The sequence below is a fragment of the Pseudomonas putida genome (assembly GCF_009883635.2).
Lineage (GTDB): Bacteria > Pseudomonadota > Gammaproteobacteria > Pseudomonadales > Pseudomonadaceae > Aquipseudomonas > Aquipseudomonas putida_W.
In genome coordinates this window covers 1,480,569-1,495,937 of sequence record NZ_CP026115.2, presented here as the reverse complement: position 1 = coordinate 1,495,937, position 15,369 = coordinate 1,480,569, and the positions used below count along the sequence as shown (strand labels likewise).

Below are 15,369 nucleotides of genomic sequence, written 5' to 3'. Positions count from 1 at the left end.
GCGAAAGCATTGTTGGCAGATTATCGTGCAAGCTTCGACTCCCAGGACGGACCTGCTTCCATGACTGACGCCAACCATGACCTGATCACCCGCTTCTACCAGGCCTTCCAGCGCCTGGACGCCGAGGCCATGGTGGCCTGCTACAGCGAAGACATCGTCTTCAGCGACCCGGTATTTGGCACCCTGCGCGGTCGTGATGCCGGTGATATGTGGCGCATGCTCACGGCGCGCGCCAAGGACTTTACCCTGACCTTCGACCAAGTCCGTGCCGACCCACACAGCGGCTGTGCGCACTGGGTTGCAACCTACCTGTTCAGCCAGACCGGCCGCACCGTGGTCAACGATATACAGGCGCGCTTCGTCATCCGCGACAACCTGATCTGCCAGCATGACGACAGCTTCGACCTGTGGCGCTGGTCGCGTCAGGCACTGGGGGCGCCAGGTTTGTTGCTGGGTTGGTCGCCGATGCTGCAGAACAAGGTTCGCCAACAGGCTTTCAAAGGGCTGCGCGCGTTCCAGCAAGCGCATTGAGCGGTTAAGCTGTCGGCCATGAGCATCGTCAACGAAGTCGCCGTAAACCCGCAGTGCAAACCTTGGTACGTCTATCTGGTACGGGCTGCCAATGGCTCGCTGTACTGCGGTATCAGCGATGACCCGCAGCGGCGTTTCGCTGCCCACCAGAAAGGGCAGGGCGCGCGCTATTTCAAGACCAGCCCGGCACAGGCGCTGGTGTATGTCGAGCAGTGGCCGGACAAGGGCGAGGCGCTGCGCCAGGAGCGCCTGGTGAAAAAGTTGCGCAAGTCGGCCAAGGAGGCGCTGGTCGCCTCCTATGTGGCCGTCTGATCAGTCCTTGCGGCGCTTGAGCTGATCCACCAGCGTGGTCGGCAAGCCTTTGATGATCAGGGTACCGGCGGCCTCGTCATACTCCACCTTGTCACCCAGCAGGTGCGCTTCGAAGCTGATCGACAGGCCTTCGGCCCGCCCGGTGAAGCGGCGGAACTGGTTCAGGGTGCGTTTGTCTGCGGGGATTTCCGGCGACAGGCCGTAGTCCTTGTTGCGGATGTGATCGTAGAACGCTTTCGGGCGGTCCTCGTCGATCAGGCTCGACAGCTCTTCCAGGGTCACCGGCTCACCCAGCTTGGTCTGGGTGGTGGCGTACTCGACCAGGGTCTGGGTTTTCTCGCGGGCGGACTCTTCCGGCAGGTCCTCGCTTTCGACGAAGTCGCTGAAGGCCTTGAGCAGGGTACGCGTTTCGCCCGGCCCGTCGACACCTTCCTGGCAGCCGATGAAGTCGCGGAAGTAGTCCGAGACCTTCTTGCCGTTCTTGCCCTTGATGAACGAGATGTACTGCTTGGAATTCTGGTTGTTCTTCCACTCGGACAAGTTGATGCGCGCCGCCAGGTGCAGCTGGCCGAGGTCGAGGTGGCGCGACGGTGTCACGTCGAGCTCGGCGTTCACCGCCACGCCTTCGCTGTGGTGTAGCAGGGCAATGGCCAAATAGTCGGTCATGCCTTGCTGGTAGTGGGCGAACAGGATGTGGCCACCGGTGGAAAGGTTCGACTCTTCCATCAGCTTCTGCAGGTGCTCGACCGCTATCCGGCTGAAGGCAGTGAAGTCTTTCTCGTCTGCCAGGTACTGCTTCAGCCAGCCGCTCAGCGGGTAGGCCCCGGACTCGCCGTGGAAGAAGCCCCAGGCCTTGCCTTGCTTGGCGTTGTAGCTGTCGTTGAGGTCGGCCAGCAGGTTTTCGATGGCGTCCGATGCGCTCAGCTCGGTATCCCGCGCATGGAGCACGGCGGGGCTGCCATCGGGCTTCTTGTCGATCAGGTGAACGATGCAATGACGGATTGGCATGGAATTCTCGGTGAGTCTGGGGCGGCCATAAGCCGCGCTGCAAAAGTCGTCCAGTTTACCCCAAGCAACAGGCGCTGCAGTGGCCGGATGTTGGCAGAAATGCCGGTTGTTCGTTTTTTGTTCAGATTTGTAGGTTTTCGGCTGAAACCCCCGAAAATCCTGCACTAAATCGAAGCGGGTAGCGGATATTTATCCATTCCTGTGGTAGCTTTGCGCCGTCTTGCGCCCCTCGTGTGGCGCATTGCTGGCAGCGTGCTCATGCCGTGTCGAACCAAACGCCGATTTGCGCATCTACATTCGCGATTGGCGCGGCCCTCCAGAATCCAGGGGCTGGCCCGATAACGTCGTAGAACGCTGCATAACTACTGATTTAGATAGGGAAGGAACACCACCATGGCATTGACCAAAGACCAACTGATTGCCGACATCGCTGAAGCCATCGACGCGCCAAAAACCACCGCTCGCAACGCACTGGAGCAACTGGGCCAGATCGTTGCCGACCAACTGGAAAACGGCGCTGAAATCACCCTGCCAGGCATCGGCAAGCTGAAAGTCAGCGAGCGTCCTGCCCGTACCGGCCGCAACCCTTCGACTGGCGCTGCCATCGAAATCGCTGCCAAGAAAGTCGTCAAGTTCGTTCCGGCCAAAGCCCTGAACGATTCCATCAACAAGTAATTGTTGATGCGTTGACCGAACCGCGCCCGGCTTGCCCGGGCGCGGTTTTTTCATGCCTGCGATTTGCGCCCGGCGTGCCAGGCCTGGCGTGCGATGTCGTCGTGGAAGCTCCACGCGACCATGCGGCTCTGCTTCTGGCCCTGGCCCATCTCGGTGATGCGCACCGCCTTGGCACCGGCCTTCTTCAATGCCGCCTCGATGCCAGGCAGGTTGCTGGCCTTGGACACCAGGCTGGTGAACCACAGCACCTGCTGTGCGTACTGTGCGCTTTCGTCGACCAGCTGGGTGACGAAGCGGATCTCGCCGCCCTCGCACCACAGTTCGTTGTTCTGCCCGCCGAAGTTGAGCACTGGCAGCTTGCGCTTAGGGTCTTGCTTGCCGAGGTTCTTCCACTTGCGCTGGCTGCCACGGGTGGCTTCCTCGCGCGAGGCATGGAAGGGTGGGTTGCACAATGTCAGGTCGAAACGCTCATCCGCTTGCAATAGGCCGCTGAGGATGTGCTTGCGGCTGGCTTGCTGGCGCAGGCTGATGCCCTTGGTCAAACCGTTGGCCTGGACGATGGCCTTGGCCGAGGCCAGCGCAACCGGGTCGATGTCCGAGCCGAGGAAACGCCAACGGTAATCGCTATGGCCGAGCAGCGGGTAGATGCAGTTGGCACCTACGCCGATATCCAGCGCACGCACCTGGGCGCCTCTGGGCACCTCGCCGGCATTGTCCTCGGCCAGCAGGTCGGCGGCCACGTGAATGTAGTCGGCGCGGCCGGGGATTGGCGGGCACAGGTAGTCGGCCGGGATGTCCCAGTGCTGGATGCCGTATTGCGCCTTGAGCAGGGCACGGTTGAACACACGCACGGCTTCAGGGTTGGCGAAGTCGATGCTGGGTTTGCCGTGGGGATTGGTGATGGTGAAGCGGGCCAGGTCAGGGTGGGCCTTGATCAGGCTGGGGAAGTCGTAGCGACCCTGGTGGCGGTTGCGCGGGTGCAGGGTGGGTTTGTTCGGAGTCATGCTCGGGTCCGGTTTTGCATGTGCTGGCCAGAGGGCCGCTGTGCGGCCCATTCGCGGCACAAGGCCGCTCCCACAGGATAGTGGTGCTCCTTGAAGGCAGCGCCATTCCTGTGGGAGCGGCCTTGTGCCGCGAACGAGGGCGAAGCCCTCGCTGCTCAGATCAGCAATGTCAGGTTACAGCGCTGCAATCCGCGCATGCTGCTCGGTGAAGTTGGCCAGGGCCTGTTCGGACTCGGCCAGCTTGGCGCGTTCCTTCTCGATCACGGCAGGCGGCGCCTTGTCGACGAAGGCGGCGTTGGACAGCTTGCCGCCCACGCGCTGGACTTCACCCTGCAGGCGCTGGATTTCCTTGCTCAGGCGCGCCAGCTCGGCGTCCTTGTCGATCAGGCCGGCCATCGGTACCAGCACCTGCAGGTCGCCAACCAGAGCGGTGGCCGACAGCGGTGCTTCGTCGGCATCGCCGAGCACGGTGAACGATTCGACCTTGGCCAGCTTCTTCAGCAGGGCTTCGTTTTCCTGCAGGCGACGCTGGTCGTCGGCGTTGGCGTTCTTGAGGAACAGCGGCAATGGCTTGCCTGGGCCAATGTTCATCTCGGCGCGGATGTTGCGCAGGCCGACCATCAGCTCCTTCAGCCACTCGATATCACCTTCGGCGGCGGCATCGATGCGGCTTTCATTGGCCACTGGCCATGGCTGCAGCATGATGGTCTTGCCTTCGATACCGGCCAGCGGTGCGATGCGCTGCCAGATTTCTTCGGTGATGAACGGCATGAACGGGTGCGCCAGACGCAGCGCCACTTCCAGCACACGGACCAGAGTGCGACGGGTGCCGCGGGCGCGCTCGACCGGGGCGTTTTCGTCCCACAGCACAGGCTTTGACAGTTCCAGGTACCAGTCGCAGTACTGGTTCCAGATGAACTCGTACAGCGCCTGGCTGGCCAGGTCGAAGCGGAACTGCTCGAGCTGGCGGGTTACTTCGGCTTCGGTGCGCTGCAGCTGCGAGATGATCCAGCGGTCCGCCAGCGACAGCTCGCAGGCTTCGCCGTTCTGGCCGCAGTCCTCGCCCTTGTCCAGCACGTAGCGGGCGGCGTTCCAGATCTTGTTGCAGAAGTTGCGGTAGCCTTCGACGCGGCCCATGTCGAACTTGATGTCGCGGCCGGTCGAGGCCAGCGAGCAGAAGGTGAAGCGCAGGGCGTCGGTGCCGTAGCTGGCGATACCTTCCGGGAACTCGGCCTTGGTCTGCTTGGCGATCTTCTCGGCAAGCTTGGGCTGCATCATGCCGCTGGTGCGTTTTTCCAGCAGGGCATCGAGGGTGATGCCATCGACGATGTCCAGCGGGTCAAGCACGTTGCCCTTGGACTTGGACATCTTCTGGCCCTGGCCATCGCGCACCAGGCCGTGCACGTACACGGTCTTGAACGGTACCTGCGGGGTGCCGTCTTCGTTCTTGATCAGGTGCATGGTCAGCATGATCATGCGCGCAACCCAGAAGAAGATGATGTCGAAGCCGGTCACCAGCACGTCGGTGGAGTGGAACTTCTTCAGGAACTCGGTCTGTTCCGGCCAGCCCAGGGTGGAGAAAGTCCACAGGCCCGAGCTGAACCAGGTGTCGAGGACGTCGTCGTCCTGGCGCAGGTTCACATCGCTGCCGAGGTTGTGCTTGGCGCGGACTTCTTCTTCATTGCGGCCGACATACACCTGGCCGGCCTCGTCGTACCAGGCCGGGATGCGGTGGCCCCACCACAGCTGGCGGCTGATGCACCAGTCCTGGATGTCGCGCATCCAGGAGAAGTACATGTTCTCGTATTGCTTGGGCACGAACTGGATACGGCCATCTTCCACGGCTTCGATGGCAGGTTCTGCCAGCGGCTTGGTGGAGACGTACCACTGGTCGGTCAGCCATGGCTCGATGACGGTGCCCGAACGGTCGCCTTTCGGCACTTTCAGGGCGTGGTCATCGATGCTCACCAGCAGGCCCTGGGCGTCCAGGTCGGCGACGATCTGCTTGCGCGCGACGAAACGGTCGAGGCCGGCGTACTGGGCAGGCAGGCTGGTGTCGATCTGCTCGTTGAGGCTGCCATCGAGGTTGAAGGCCTGGGCGGCGGACAGCACCAGGGCGTTCTTGTCGAAGATGTTCAGCAGCGGCAGGTTGTGGCGTTTGCCGACTTCGTAGTCGTTGAAGTCGTGGGCCGGGGTGATCTTGACGCAGCCAGTGCCGAATTCCGGGTCGCAGTAGTCGTCGGCGATGATCGGGATGCGGCGGCCGACCAGTGGCAGTTCGACGAACTTGCCGATCAGTGCCTGGTAGCGCTCGTCGGTCGGGTTGACGGCAACGGCGGCATCACCGAGCAGGGTCTCCGGACGGGTGGTGGCGACCACCAGGTAGTCCTTGCCCTCGGCGGTCTTGGCGCCGTCGGCCAGCGGGTAGCGCAGGTTCCACAGGTGGCCCTTCTCGTCGTGGTTTTCCACTTCGAGGTCGGAAATGGCCGTGTGCAGCTTGGTGTCCCAGTTGACCAGGCGCTTGCCGCGGTAGATCAGGCCGTCCTCGTGCAGGCGCACGAAGGCTTCCTTGACCGCCTCGGACAGGCCGTCGTCCATGGTGAAGCGCTCGCGGCTCCAGTCGACCGACGAGCCCAGGCGGCGGATCTGGCGGCTGATGTTGCCACCCGATTGATCCTTCCATTCCCAGACTTTCTCCAGGAACTTCTCACGGCCCAGGTCGTGACGGTTCTGGCCCTTGGCCTCGAGCTGGCGCTCGACCAGCATCTGCGTGGCGATACCGGCGTGGTCGGTACCTGGCTGCCACAGGGTGTCGCGGCCTTGCATGCGGCGGAAACGGATCAGGGCGTCCATGATCGCGTTGTTGAAACCGTGCCCCATGTGCAGGCTGCCCGTCACGTTCGGTGGCGGGATCATGATGGTGTAGGACTCACCTGCACCTTGTGGAGCGAAATAGTTTTCGGACTCCCAGGTGTTGTACCAGGAAGTTTCGATGGCGTGCGGCTGGTAGGTCTTATCCATGCGCGGCGGGACCCTGTGCATTTATTCGGGAAAGCCGAAAAGTATAACGAAGGCACAGGGTTTAGGCGACAGGCCGGGGGCTGCTTTGCAGCCCTTTCGCGACACAAGGCCGCTCCCACAGGAGGACTGCGCTCACTGTGGGAGCGGCCTTGTGTCGCGAAAGGGGCGCAAAGCGCCCCCAACGATGTTATTCCGAGCGCTTGATCAACCGCTCGATCCGCGCATCCAGGCGGCGCTTGATCTCGTTCTCGATATGCGGGGTGAAGTCGTTGATCACGTCCTGCATGATCATCTGCGCGGCGGCTCGCAACTCGCTCTCCAGGTGCAGCAGGGTGTCCTGGCGGCGGGTCTGCGGATCATCCTCGGGCTCAGCTGCTGCTGCGGGCTCGGCTTCAGGCGCTGGCGTCGCGTTACCTGCAGGTACATCGAGCAACAGGGGAATCTGCTCGACCGTTTCGGTCAGCAGCGGCGGCTGCAGGTCGGCATCGCCGAGCAGCTGGCGAATCGATTCCAGATCATCCAGCAGATGGGCGGAGTCGGGTAGGGCGGAAGGCTTGTCCATCGTCGTTAAAGTCGCTGTAAGCGGTGGTCTTGCAGAGCATAGCCCTGTTCGCGGTAGAAACGGAACCGCTCGCGGGCCGATTGGCGAATGCCGGGCTCCTCGACAACGATCTCGGCAACCCGCTCGAACTGGCCGACGAACCCCGGTACACCGGCACCCAGGTTGATCAGCAAGTCACGGTGTTCGCCGGCATCGTCGGCAAGGCCCAAGGCTACCCTGGCATCTGCGTGCACTTCGGCCAGGTCGTGGGGCACGAAGGCTTCGCCCTTGAAGCGCCACAGGCGTTGATCCAGCTCGTTGCGCTGCTCGGCATCCTGGCAATGCAGGTAGACCCGGTGGCCGAGGCGCCAGGCCTTCTCGCACAGCTTGCAGGCGAAGTCCAGCCGCGCCGACAGCGAGTCGGTGGGCAGGATATAGAAATCGACTTTGCTCATGGTGTGGTCTGCCAGCCGGCGGCACCTGGGGTGCCGCCAGCGTCATGGCATCAGGCGCCAGCGCGGTCCAGCAGGTACTGGGTCAGCAGCGGGACCGGGCGACCGGTAGCGCCCTTGTCCTTGCCGCCGCTGATCCAGGCCGTGCCGGCGATGTCCATGTGCGCCCAGTTGTAGGCCTTGGCGAAGCGAGACAGGAAGCAGCCCGCGGTGATGGTGCCGGCTTTCGGCCCACCAATGTTGCCCATGTCGGCGAACGGGCTGTCGAGTTGTTCCTGGTACTCGTCGAACAGCGGCAGCTGCCAGGCACGGTCGTCGGCACGCTTGCCGGCATCGAGCAGTTGGCCGACCAGCTCGTCGTTGTTGCCCATCAGGCCCGAGGTGTGGCTGCCCAGGGCGACGATGCAGGCGCCGGTCAGGGTGGCGATGTCGATCACCGCCTGCGGCTTGAAGCGTTCGGCGTAGGTCAGGGTGTCGCACAGCACCAGGCGGCCTTCGGCGTCGGTGTTGAGGATCTCGACGGTCTGGCCACTCATGGTGGTGACGATGTCGCCTGGGCGGGTGGCACCGCCGCTCGGCATGTTCTCGGCGCAGGCCAGCAGGCACACCAGGTTGATCGGCAGCTGCAGTTCGAGGACCGCGCGCAGGGTGCCGAACACGCTGGCGGCGCCGCACATGTCGTATTTCATTTCATCCATGCCGGCGCCTGGCTTGAGGCTGATGCCGCCGGTATCGAAAGTGATGCCCTTGCCCACCAGCACGAACGGCTTGTCGGCCTTCTTGCCGCCCTGGTAGTTCAGCACGATCAGGCGTGGCGGCTGGTCGCTGCCCTGACCCACGGCATAGAACGCGCCCATGCCCAGGTCCTTGATCTTCTTCTCGTCCAGCACTTCGACCTTCAGGCCCTTGTGGGCCTTGCCCAGTTCCTTGGCCTGCTCGGCCAGGAAGCTCGGGTGGCACAGGTTGGGCGGCAGGTTACCCAGGTCGCGGGTAAAGGCCATGCCGGTGGCGATGGCGCTGGCGTGCTTGACGGCGCGCTCGACCTCGGCCAGGCCGGCCTTGTCGGCCAGCACGGTGACCTTCTTCAGGGCACGCGGTTCGGCCTTCTGGCTCTTGAAACGGTCGAACACGTATTCACCGTCGAGCAGCGTCTCGGCCAGCAGGCGGTATTTGCCGTAGTGGGCGTCGCGGTTGCTGACCGCGATGTCGTCCAGGGCCAGCACGGCATCGCCGCCGTTCAGACCCTTGAGCACGCCGGCCACGCTGGCCACCAGCTTGCGCCATGCGCGGTCACCGAGGGCTTCGTCCTTGCCGCTGCCGACCAGCAGCACGCGCTCGGCCTTCAGGCCTGGCACGCTCTGCAGCAACAGGGTCTGGCCAGGCTTGCCGGCCAGGTCGCCACGCTTGATCACCGCGCTGATGGCGCCTTCGCAGGCTTGGTCGACGGCCTTGGCCACGGTACCGAGCTTGCGCCCTTCACCGACCGGCACCACCAGAGTGGCGGTTTTTACGGATGCAGCGGCTACGCTTTTTACAACCAGTTCCATGTCAGGGTCCCCGAATGATCTATGCAGTTGGCGCTATGCGAATTCGCGCTCTGGACGGGCCTGGCCGCGTTGTCGCGTGCCAGCGGAAAAGCTGCCAGTTTGAGCCTCCCGCAAGCGTGCTGACAAGCCCGATGTGGGCCTTCATGCGCGGCCAAGTGACAGGCGCGGCCAATCACAGGATAATGCGCGCACTTCATATGGAGGTTCGCCGTCGGCGAACCGGCTTTGGTCCTGGCTGTCACAGGCCAATGTTTGGCAGTCCGCCCCTGACAACCCAGGAGTGTCTGGTTTGATCGTCTTTCGTTATCTGTCCCGCGAGGTCCTGGTGACCTTGAGCGCCGTCAGCGCCGTGCTGCTGGTGATCATCATGAGCGGGCGCTTCATCAAGTACCTGGCCCAGGCGGCCCAGGGCATCCTCGACCCTGGCGTGCTGTTCCTGATCATGGGTTTCCGCTTGCCTGGTTTCCTGCAGCTGATTCTGCCGTTGGGTTTGTTCCTCGGCATTCTCCTGGCCTACGGCCGGCTGTATCTGGAAAGCGAAATGACCGTCCTGTCGGCAACCGGCATGAGCCAGCAGCGCCTGCTGGGCCTGACCATGGCGCCAGCGGCGCTGGTCGCCCTGGTGGTTGCGTGGCTGAGCCTGAGCCTGGCGCCGCTGGGTGTTGCCCAAGTGCAGCAGATCATTGCCCAGCAGGACACCCTGACGGAGTTCGACACGCTGGAGGCGGGCCGCTTCCAGACCCTGCGTGACGGTAGCCGGGTCACCTACACTGAAGCGCTGTCCGACGACCGCATCAAGCTGGGCGGGGTGTTCATTTCCGAGAAGCGCTTCAATCAGGACAAGACCAAGGACCGCGCGCCTTCGGTACTGGTTGCAGAAAAGGGCCATCAGGAAATACAAGCCGATGGCAATCGCTACCTGGTGTTGGAAAACGGCTACCGCTATGACGGCAACCCCGGCCAGGCCGATTACCGTGCAATCAAGTACGACACCTACGGCGTGTTGCTGCCAAAGCCGGAGGTCGCCGAAGAAGTGACCGACCGCGAAGCGATTCCGACGCTTGATCTGTTCGGCAAGACCGACCTGCGAGAGCGTGCCGAGCTGCAATGGCGCCTGTCGCTGCCGATCCTGGTATTCATCGTGACCCTGATGGCCGTGCCACTGGCCAGGGTCAACCCGCGCCAGGGCCGCTTCCTCAAGCTGCTGCCGGCGATTCTTCTCTACATGGCTTACCTGACGATGCTGATTTCCGTACGCGGCGCTCTGGAGAAAGGCAAATTGCCGATCGGCCTGGGCATCTGGTGGGTGCACGGCCTGTTCCTGTTGGTCGGCCTGGCCCTGATGTACTGGGAACCCGTGCGCCTGAAGCTGGCTGCCCGTCGTGCGGAGGTAGCCCATGGCTAAGCTCGACCGCTATATCGGCCAGAGCGTGTTGCTGGCCATCCTGGCCGTGCTGGGGATCATCCTCGGCCTGGCTTCGCTGTTCGCCTTCATCGATGAGATGGGCGACCTGAGTGATACCTATACCCTGATGGATGCGGGCAGCTTCGTCCTGTTGACAGCACCGCGGCGTCTGTACGACATGTTGCCGATGGCGGCGCTGATCGGCTGCCTGATCGGCCTGGGCAGCCTCGCCAGCAGCAGCGAGCTGACCATCATGCGCGCTGCCGGTGTATCCATTGGCCGTATTGTCTGGGCGGTGATGAAGCCGATGCTGGTGCTGATGCTGGCCGGCCTGCTGATTGGTGAATATGTAGCTCCCGTCACCGAGAACAAGGCCCAGGCCGACCGCTCGCTGGCTCAAGGTGGTGGTGAAGCGCAATCGTCCAAGCATGGCATGTGGCACCGCCAGGGTGAGGAGTTCGTACACATCAACGCCGTGCAGCCCAATGGCCTGCTACTGGGCGTCACCCGCTACCGTTTCGATAACGAGCGCAAGATTCAGACTTCGAGCTTCGCCCGCCGTGCCCAGTATGAGGAAGACCACTGGGTGCTCAGCGATGTCAGCACGACCCACTTCCGCGGTGACCACACCGAAGTGGTCAAAGCCCCGACCGAAAACTGGGATGTTTCGCTGACGCCGCAACTGCTCAATACCGTGATCATGGCCCCCGAGTCGCTGTCGATCACCGGGCTGTGGGACTACATCCACTACCTGTCCGACCAGGGCCTGAACAACGCTCGCTACTGGCTGGCGTTCTGGACCAAGGTCATGCAACCGATCGTGACCGCAGCATTGGTGTTGATGGCGATCTCCTTCATCTTCGGCCCGCTGCGTTCGGTCACCCTCGGCCAGCGCGTGTTCACCGGCGTGCTGGTGGGCTTCGCGTTCCGCATCGGCCAGGATTTGCTGGGCCCGTCGAGCCAGGTGTTCGGCTTCCCACCGTTGCTGGCGGTGGTGATTCCGGCAGGCATCTGTGCCTTGGCTGGGGTGTGGTTGTTGCGTCGGGCGGGTTGATGACCTGAGCAGTTGAAAAAGCCGACCCCAGGGTCGGCTTTTTTGTGCCTACTTTTTCTGCTTCGGTACCCGCACCAGTTGGGTGTCCGAATAGATGTCATGCCAGCCGCGTTTGCGCTTGTCGATCAGCGACCAGAAGAACCCAAGCCCCAGGCACAGCCAAGAAGCAATCGACACCACGAAGCGCAACAGTGCCTGCCACAGGCTGATCGCGCTGCCGTCGGCGTTCTGCACACGCACGCCCCACACCTGCATGCCCAGGGTCTGGCCGCCATGGGTCCAGAACTTGGCAAAGAAGCCGAACAGGGCGAACAGCAGCACGGTCGAGAGCAGCGGGTCGCCATCCAGCGCGCCGGCCTCGGTCAGTTCACGCATGCGGGCTTCGCCGATGATCGTCATCTGGATCATCTTGTAGGCCCCGGCGGTGACGATCAGCAGTGCCGTGCACAGCAGGAAGTCGTAGAACATCGCCGCCAGGCGTCGGCCCAGGCCGACCGGTGGGAAATCACCCTGGGGGGAGAGCAGAGGCTTGGACATGCAGAACAGCTCCGAATGGCGAAGCCGCTATTCTACGGGCAAAAAAAAACCCCTGCATATGGCAGGGGCTTTTTAGAAGTCGGGCTTGTGCTTAGACAGGCTGGACTTTGTCAGCCTGCATGCCTTTTTGGCCTTGGACTGCTTCAAAGGTGACCTTCTGGCCTTCTTTCAGGCTCTTGAAGCCGTTACCTTCGATGGCACGGAAGTGCACGAACAGATCCGGACCGCTTTCTGGGGTGATGAAGCCGTAACCTTTTTCGTCATTGAACCACTTGACGGTACCGTTCTGACGCTCAGCCATTGTCTTATTTCCTATGAAGCTTAAATTTTGATGACAGTTTCTTTCACGTTATATATGAGTGAAAGATTACTGGGCTGGGTTGCAGGAAAGTAAGAGACGTCGAACGGGTTGTAGCAAATCTCGGCTACTGGCCCAGGTCACGAACTGTTGCGACCCATGCAAACACAGTGCAGTGACTCTACGCCAACTCCCGAGAAAAAAACAAGCCCTTGGTCGTATAGAAAATCGGCGTTTTTCCGATAACCGACAGATTTGTCGGAAACGGCGTGGCGCCTGGCCTGGCGCCATGTTCAAAAGTTATTGGGCAGGTTCGAAATCGAATATTTAGCACCTGCCCGTACACCTCAGACGCTACCTTCAGCCACGGTAGTAACGCTGTGCAACGAAAGGCATTTTGCTGACTTTCAAGGCAACCTTCTTGCCGCGTACCACGGCAAACAGAGGCGTATCGATTGCAGCATGTTCACTATCGATATAACCCATTGCTACAGGTGCGCCGAGTGTCGGGCCAAAGCCACCACTGCACACTTTGCCTACGGGTTTATCGTTTGCATCGACAATATCCGCGCCTTCACGTACTGGCGTACGTTCCTGCGGCAACAAGCCCACACGTTTGCGCGCCACGCCATCGCGCTGATGGGCAAATATGGCCTCGGCACCCGGGAAACCGGCGGCACGCGCGCCATCGGCACGGCGTACTTTGGAAATCGCCCACAGCAGGCTGGCTTCGACCGGGGTGGTTTCGGTGTTCATGTCGTGGCCATACAGGCACAGGCCAGCTTCCAGGCGCAGCGAGTCGCGCGCACCCAGGCCGATAGGCTGCACCTCAGGCTCGGCCAGCAGGCGACGCGCCAGGGCTTCGGCAGTGCCCACCGGCACGGAGATCTCATAGCCGTCTTCGCCGGTATAACCCGAGCGGCTGACGAAGCAGTCTACACCCAGCAGTTGCACCGGGCGGAACTGCATGAAGGTCATGCCCGCCACTTCCGGCGCCAGGCGCTCAAGCACCTTGACCGCCGCCGGGCCTTGCAGGGCGAGCAGGGCACGTTCTTCGAACAGAGGCTGCACTTCACAACGGCTGCCGATGTGTTTCTGCAGATGGGCCAGGTCCTGGTCCTTGCACGCCGCGTTGACCACCAGGAACAGGGTGTCGCCACCCAGATTGGCGACCATAAGGTCATCAAGGATGCCGCCTTGCTCGTTGGTGAACATGGCATAGCGCTGCATCCCCACCGGCAGGTCGATGATGTCCACCGGCACCAGCGACTCCAGGGCCTTGGCTGCGTCGGCGCCGCGCAGGACGATCTGGCCCATGTGCGAGACATCGAACAGGCCGGCCTGCTCGCGGGTATGCAGGTGTTCCTTGAGCACGCCCAGTGGATACTGCACTGGCATGTCGAAGCCGGCGAACGGCACCATGCGCGCGCCCAGTTCCAGGTGCAGGGCGTGCAGCGGGGTCTTTTGCAGTGTTTCGGACATCGGTGACTCCTTGGTTTTTTTATCGGGTCAACATTCGATGATGTTGACGGCCAGACCGCCGCGGGCGGTCTCCTTGTATTTGCTTTTCATGTCGGCACCGGTCTGGCGCATGGTACGGATCACCTTGTCGAGCGAGACGTAGTGTTGCCCGTCACCACGCAGGGCCATGCGCACGGCGTTGATGGCCTTCACCGAGCCCATGGCGTTGCGCTCGATGCAGGGCACCTGAACCAGGCCACCTATCGGGTCGCAGGTCAGGCCGAGGTTATGCTCCATGCCGATTTCAGCGGCGTTCTCCACTTGTTGCGGGGTACCGCCCATCACTTCGCACAGGGCGCCTGCAGCCATCGAACAGGCCACGCCGACCTCGCCCTGGCAGCCGACCTCGGCTCCGGAAATCGAGGCGTTTTCCTTGTAGAGGATGCCGATCGCGGCAGCGGTGAGCAGAAAACGCACCACGCCGTCCTCGCTGGCGCCAGGGACGAAGCGCATGTAGTAGTGCAGAACTGCAGGGACGATACCCGCTGCACCATTGGTCGGTGCGGTGACCACGCGCCCGCCGTAGGCGTTTTCCTCATTGACTGCCAAGGCGTAGAGGTTGACCCAGTCGAGTACCGACAGGGCATCGCGCAGGCTCGCTTCCGGGTGACGGCTGAGCTGCCGGTACAACGCCGGAGCACGGCGCTTGACCTTGAGCCCGCCGGGCAGGATGCCCTCATGGCGGCAGCCGGCCTCTACGCAGTCCTGCATGACCTGCCAGATGCGCAGCAGCCCGGCGCGGGTTTCGGCTTCCGGGCGCCAGGCCGCCTCGTTGGCCAGCATCACCTGGCTGATCGACAGGTGCTGCGCGGTGCAGTGGCCGAGCAGTTCCTTGGCGGTCTTGAAAGGGTAGGCCAGCACGGTGCTGTCCTCGACGATGCGGTCCTGGCCGGCGGCATCTTCGTCGACTACGAAGCCGCCGCCCACCGAGTAGTACTCGCGGCTGCGGATTTGCAGCCCGGCGGCATCGAAGGCACGAAAGATCATGCCGTTGGGGTGATAGGCCAGGGGTTTGCGGATCATCGCCAGGTGCTGCTTCTCAACGAAGGCGATGGTCTGCTCACCCAGCAGGCTGAGCTGGCCGCTGGTGCGGATGGCCTGCAGGCGGGCGGGGATGGATTCGGTGTCGATGGTATCTGGGTGCTCGCCTTCCAGGCCGAGCAATACCGCCTTGTCGCTGCCGTGGCCTTTACCGGTGGCGCCGAGCGAGCCATACAGCTCGGCCTTGACGCAAACGGTGCTGGCCAGCAGGCCATCGCGGCGCAGCCCTTCGGCGAAGCGTGCGGCGGCGCGCATCGGGCCGACCGTGTGGGAGCTGGAGGGGCCGATGCCGATCTTGAACAAGTCGAAGACGCTCAGTGACATGGTGGATCCTCCTGAAGATCTTTGGGGCTGCTACGCAGCCCTTTCGCGACACAAGGCCGCTCCCACAAAGAGCGGCGCGGTCCCTGTGGGAGCGGCCT

Annotated in this window: 15 protein-coding genes; 5 read left to right on the top strand and 10 right to left on the bottom strand. The window is 62.6% G+C overall.

All coding sequences use genetic code 11. The annotated features are described in order from the left end of the window. The first annotated feature begins 60 nt into the window (after window positions 1–60). On the top strand, window positions 61–531 hold the full coding sequence (locus C2H86_RS06880; protein ID WP_159411966.1) for a nuclear transport factor 2 family protein: 471 nt from the start codon (window positions 61–63) through the stop codon (window positions 529–531). 18 nt (window positions 532–549) lie between these two features. Further along, on the top strand, window positions 550–843 hold the full coding sequence (locus C2H86_RS06875; protein WP_159411965.1) for a GIY-YIG nuclease family protein: 294 nt from the start codon (window positions 550–552) through the stop codon (window positions 841–843). Here C2H86_RS06875 and yejK read toward each other — a convergent pair whose 3' ends face one another. Further along, a complete protein-coding gene (gene yejK / locus C2H86_RS06870; RefSeq protein WP_159411964.1) occupies window positions 844–1,851 on the bottom strand; it encodes a nucleoid-associated protein YejK in 1,008 nt (335 codons plus the stop codon). It abuts the gene before it with no gap. Window positions 1,852–2,244: 393 nt separating this feature from the next. Between yejK and C2H86_RS06865 the strand changes: the two genes are divergently transcribed. Next, window positions 2,245–2,526, top strand: coding sequence for an HU family DNA-binding protein (locus tag C2H86_RS06865; RefSeq protein WP_103445548.1), 282 nt, complete (start codon window positions 2,245–2,247; stop codon window positions 2,524–2,526). A 50-nt stretch (window positions 2,527–2,576) separates the two neighbouring features. Here the strand turns inward: C2H86_RS06865 and rlmF are convergent, their stop codons facing one another. From rlmF to C2H86_RS06840, 5 genes are all read right to left on the bottom strand, one after another. Beyond that, on the bottom strand, window positions 2,577–3,530 hold the full coding sequence (rlmF, locus tag C2H86_RS06860) for a 23S rRNA (adenine(1618)-N(6))-methyltransferase RlmF (protein ID WP_159411963.1): 954 nt from the start codon (window positions 3,528–3,530) through the stop codon (window positions 2,577–2,579). 174 nt (window positions 3,531–3,704) lie between these two features. Continuing rightward, window positions 3,705–6,551, bottom strand: coding sequence for a valine--tRNA ligase (locus C2H86_RS06855; protein WP_159411962.1), 2,847 nt, complete (start codon window positions 6,549–6,551; stop codon window positions 3,705–3,707). A gap of 187 nt (window positions 6,552–6,738) precedes the next feature. Beyond that, window positions 6,739–7,113, bottom strand: coding sequence for a DNA polymerase III subunit chi (locus tag C2H86_RS06850; RefSeq protein ID WP_159411961.1), 375 nt, complete (start codon window positions 7,111–7,113; stop codon window positions 6,739–6,741). A 5-nt stretch (window positions 7,114–7,118) separates the two neighbouring features. After that, window positions 7,119–7,547, bottom strand: a complete 429-nt coding sequence (locus C2H86_RS06845) for a DNA polymerase III subunit chi (protein ID WP_159411960.1) — start codon at window positions 7,545–7,547, stop codon at window positions 7,119–7,121. A gap of 50 nt (window positions 7,548–7,597) precedes the next feature. After that, window positions 7,598–9,091 carry a leucyl aminopeptidase gene (locus C2H86_RS06840; protein ID WP_159411959.1) on the bottom strand — a complete coding sequence of 498 codons (1,494 nt, stop codon included), beginning with the start codon at window positions 9,089–9,091 and terminating at the stop codon, window positions 7,598–7,600. Window positions 9,092–9,380: 289 nt separating this feature from the next. Here C2H86_RS06840 and lptF point away from each other — a divergent pair, with 289 nt between their 5' ends. Together lptF and lptG are read left to right on the top strand one after the other, a co-directional pair. Further along, entirely contained in the window at window positions 9,381–10,496 is a 1,116-nt protein-coding gene (gene lptF, locus C2H86_RS06835; protein ID WP_159411958.1) for an LPS export ABC transporter permease LptF, read from the top strand. Further along, on the top strand, window positions 10,489–11,550 hold the full coding sequence (lptG, locus tag C2H86_RS06830; protein WP_159411957.1) for an LPS export ABC transporter permease LptG: 1,062 nt from the start codon (window positions 10,489–10,491) through the stop codon (window positions 11,548–11,550). Before lptF ends, lptG begins: the two co-directional genes overlap by 8 nt. Window positions 11,551–11,598: 48 nt before the next feature. Here lptG and C2H86_RS06825 read toward each other — a convergent pair whose 3' ends face one another. The 4 genes from C2H86_RS06825 to C2H86_RS06810 all read right to left on the bottom strand — a co-directional run bounded on the left by C2H86_RS06825 (window position 11,599) and on the right by C2H86_RS06810 (window position 15,271). Further along, entirely contained in the window at window positions 11,599–12,087 is a 489-nt protein-coding gene (locus C2H86_RS06825; protein WP_103445539.1) for an RDD family protein, read from the bottom strand. A gap of 91 nt (window positions 12,088–12,178) precedes the next feature. Next, the gene (locus tag C2H86_RS06820) at window positions 12,179–12,388 is read right to left on the bottom strand and encodes a cold-shock protein (RefSeq protein WP_016392187.1); all 210 of its coding nucleotides are present in this window, start codon (window positions 12,386–12,388) and stop codon (window positions 12,179–12,181) included. A gap of 357 nt (window positions 12,389–12,745) precedes the next feature. Beyond that, window positions 12,746–13,867: a glycine cleavage system aminomethyltransferase GcvT gene (gcvT, locus tag C2H86_RS06815; protein ID WP_159411956.1), complete on the bottom strand. Its 1,122-nt coding sequence runs from the start codon at window positions 13,865–13,867 to the stop codon at window positions 12,746–12,748. A 27-nt stretch (window positions 13,868–13,894) separates the two neighbouring features. Further along, complete coding sequence (locus C2H86_RS06810) at window positions 13,895–15,271, bottom strand: L-serine ammonia-lyase (protein WP_159411955.1); 1,377 nt, start codon at window positions 15,269–15,271, stop codon at window positions 13,895–13,897. Window positions 15,272–15,369 lie beyond the last annotated feature (98 nt).

Bases quoted from the DNA above. Each gene is read 5' to 3' on its own strand.
- C2H86_RS06880 (WP_159411966.1), top strand. From the start codon at position 61: ATGACTGACGCCAACCATGACCTGATCACCCGCTTCTACCAGGCCTTC.
- C2H86_RS06875 (WP_159411965.1), top strand. From the start codon at position 550: ATGAGCATCGTCAACGAAGTCGCCGTAAACCCGCAGTGCAAACCTTGG.
- yejK (WP_159411964.1), bottom strand. From the start codon at position 1,851: ATGCCAATCCGTCATTGCATCGTTCACCTGATCGACAAGAAGCCCGAT.
- C2H86_RS06865 (WP_103445548.1), top strand. From the start codon at position 2,245: ATGGCATTGACCAAAGACCAACTGATTGCCGACATCGCTGAAGCCATC.
- rlmF (WP_159411963.1), bottom strand. From the start codon at position 3,530: ATGACTCCGAACAAACCCACCCTGCACCCGCGCAACCGCCACCAGGGT.
- C2H86_RS06855 (WP_159411962.1), bottom strand. From the start codon at position 6,551: ATGGATAAGACCTACCAGCCGCACGCCATCGAAACTTCCTGGTACAAC.
- C2H86_RS06850 (WP_159411961.1), bottom strand. From the start codon at position 7,113: ATGGACAAGCCTTCCGCCCTACCCGACTCCGCCCATCTGCTGGATGAT.
- C2H86_RS06845 (WP_159411960.1), bottom strand. From the start codon at position 7,547: ATGAGCAAAGTCGATTTCTATATCCTGCCCACCGACTCGCTGTCGGCG.
- C2H86_RS06840 (WP_159411959.1), bottom strand. From the start codon at position 9,091: ATGGAACTGGTTGTAAAAAGCGTAGCCGCTGCATCCGTAAAAACCGCC.
- lptG (WP_159411957.1), top strand. From the start codon at position 10,489: ATGGCTAAGCTCGACCGCTATATCGGCCAGAGCGTGTTGCTGGCCATC.
- C2H86_RS06825 (WP_103445539.1), bottom strand. From the start codon at position 12,087: ATGTCCAAGCCTCTGCTCTCCCCCCAGGGTGATTTCCCACCGGTCGGC.
- C2H86_RS06820 (WP_016392187.1), bottom strand. From the start codon at position 12,388: ATGGCTGAGCGTCAGAACGGTACCGTCAAGTGGTTCAATGACGAAAAA.
- gcvT (WP_159411956.1), bottom strand. From the start codon at position 13,867: ATGTCCGAAACACTGCAAAAGACCCCGCTGCACGCCCTGCACCTGGAA.
- C2H86_RS06810 (WP_159411955.1), bottom strand. From the start codon at position 15,271: ATGTCACTGAGCGTCTTCGACTTGTTCAAGATCGGCATCGGCCCCTCC.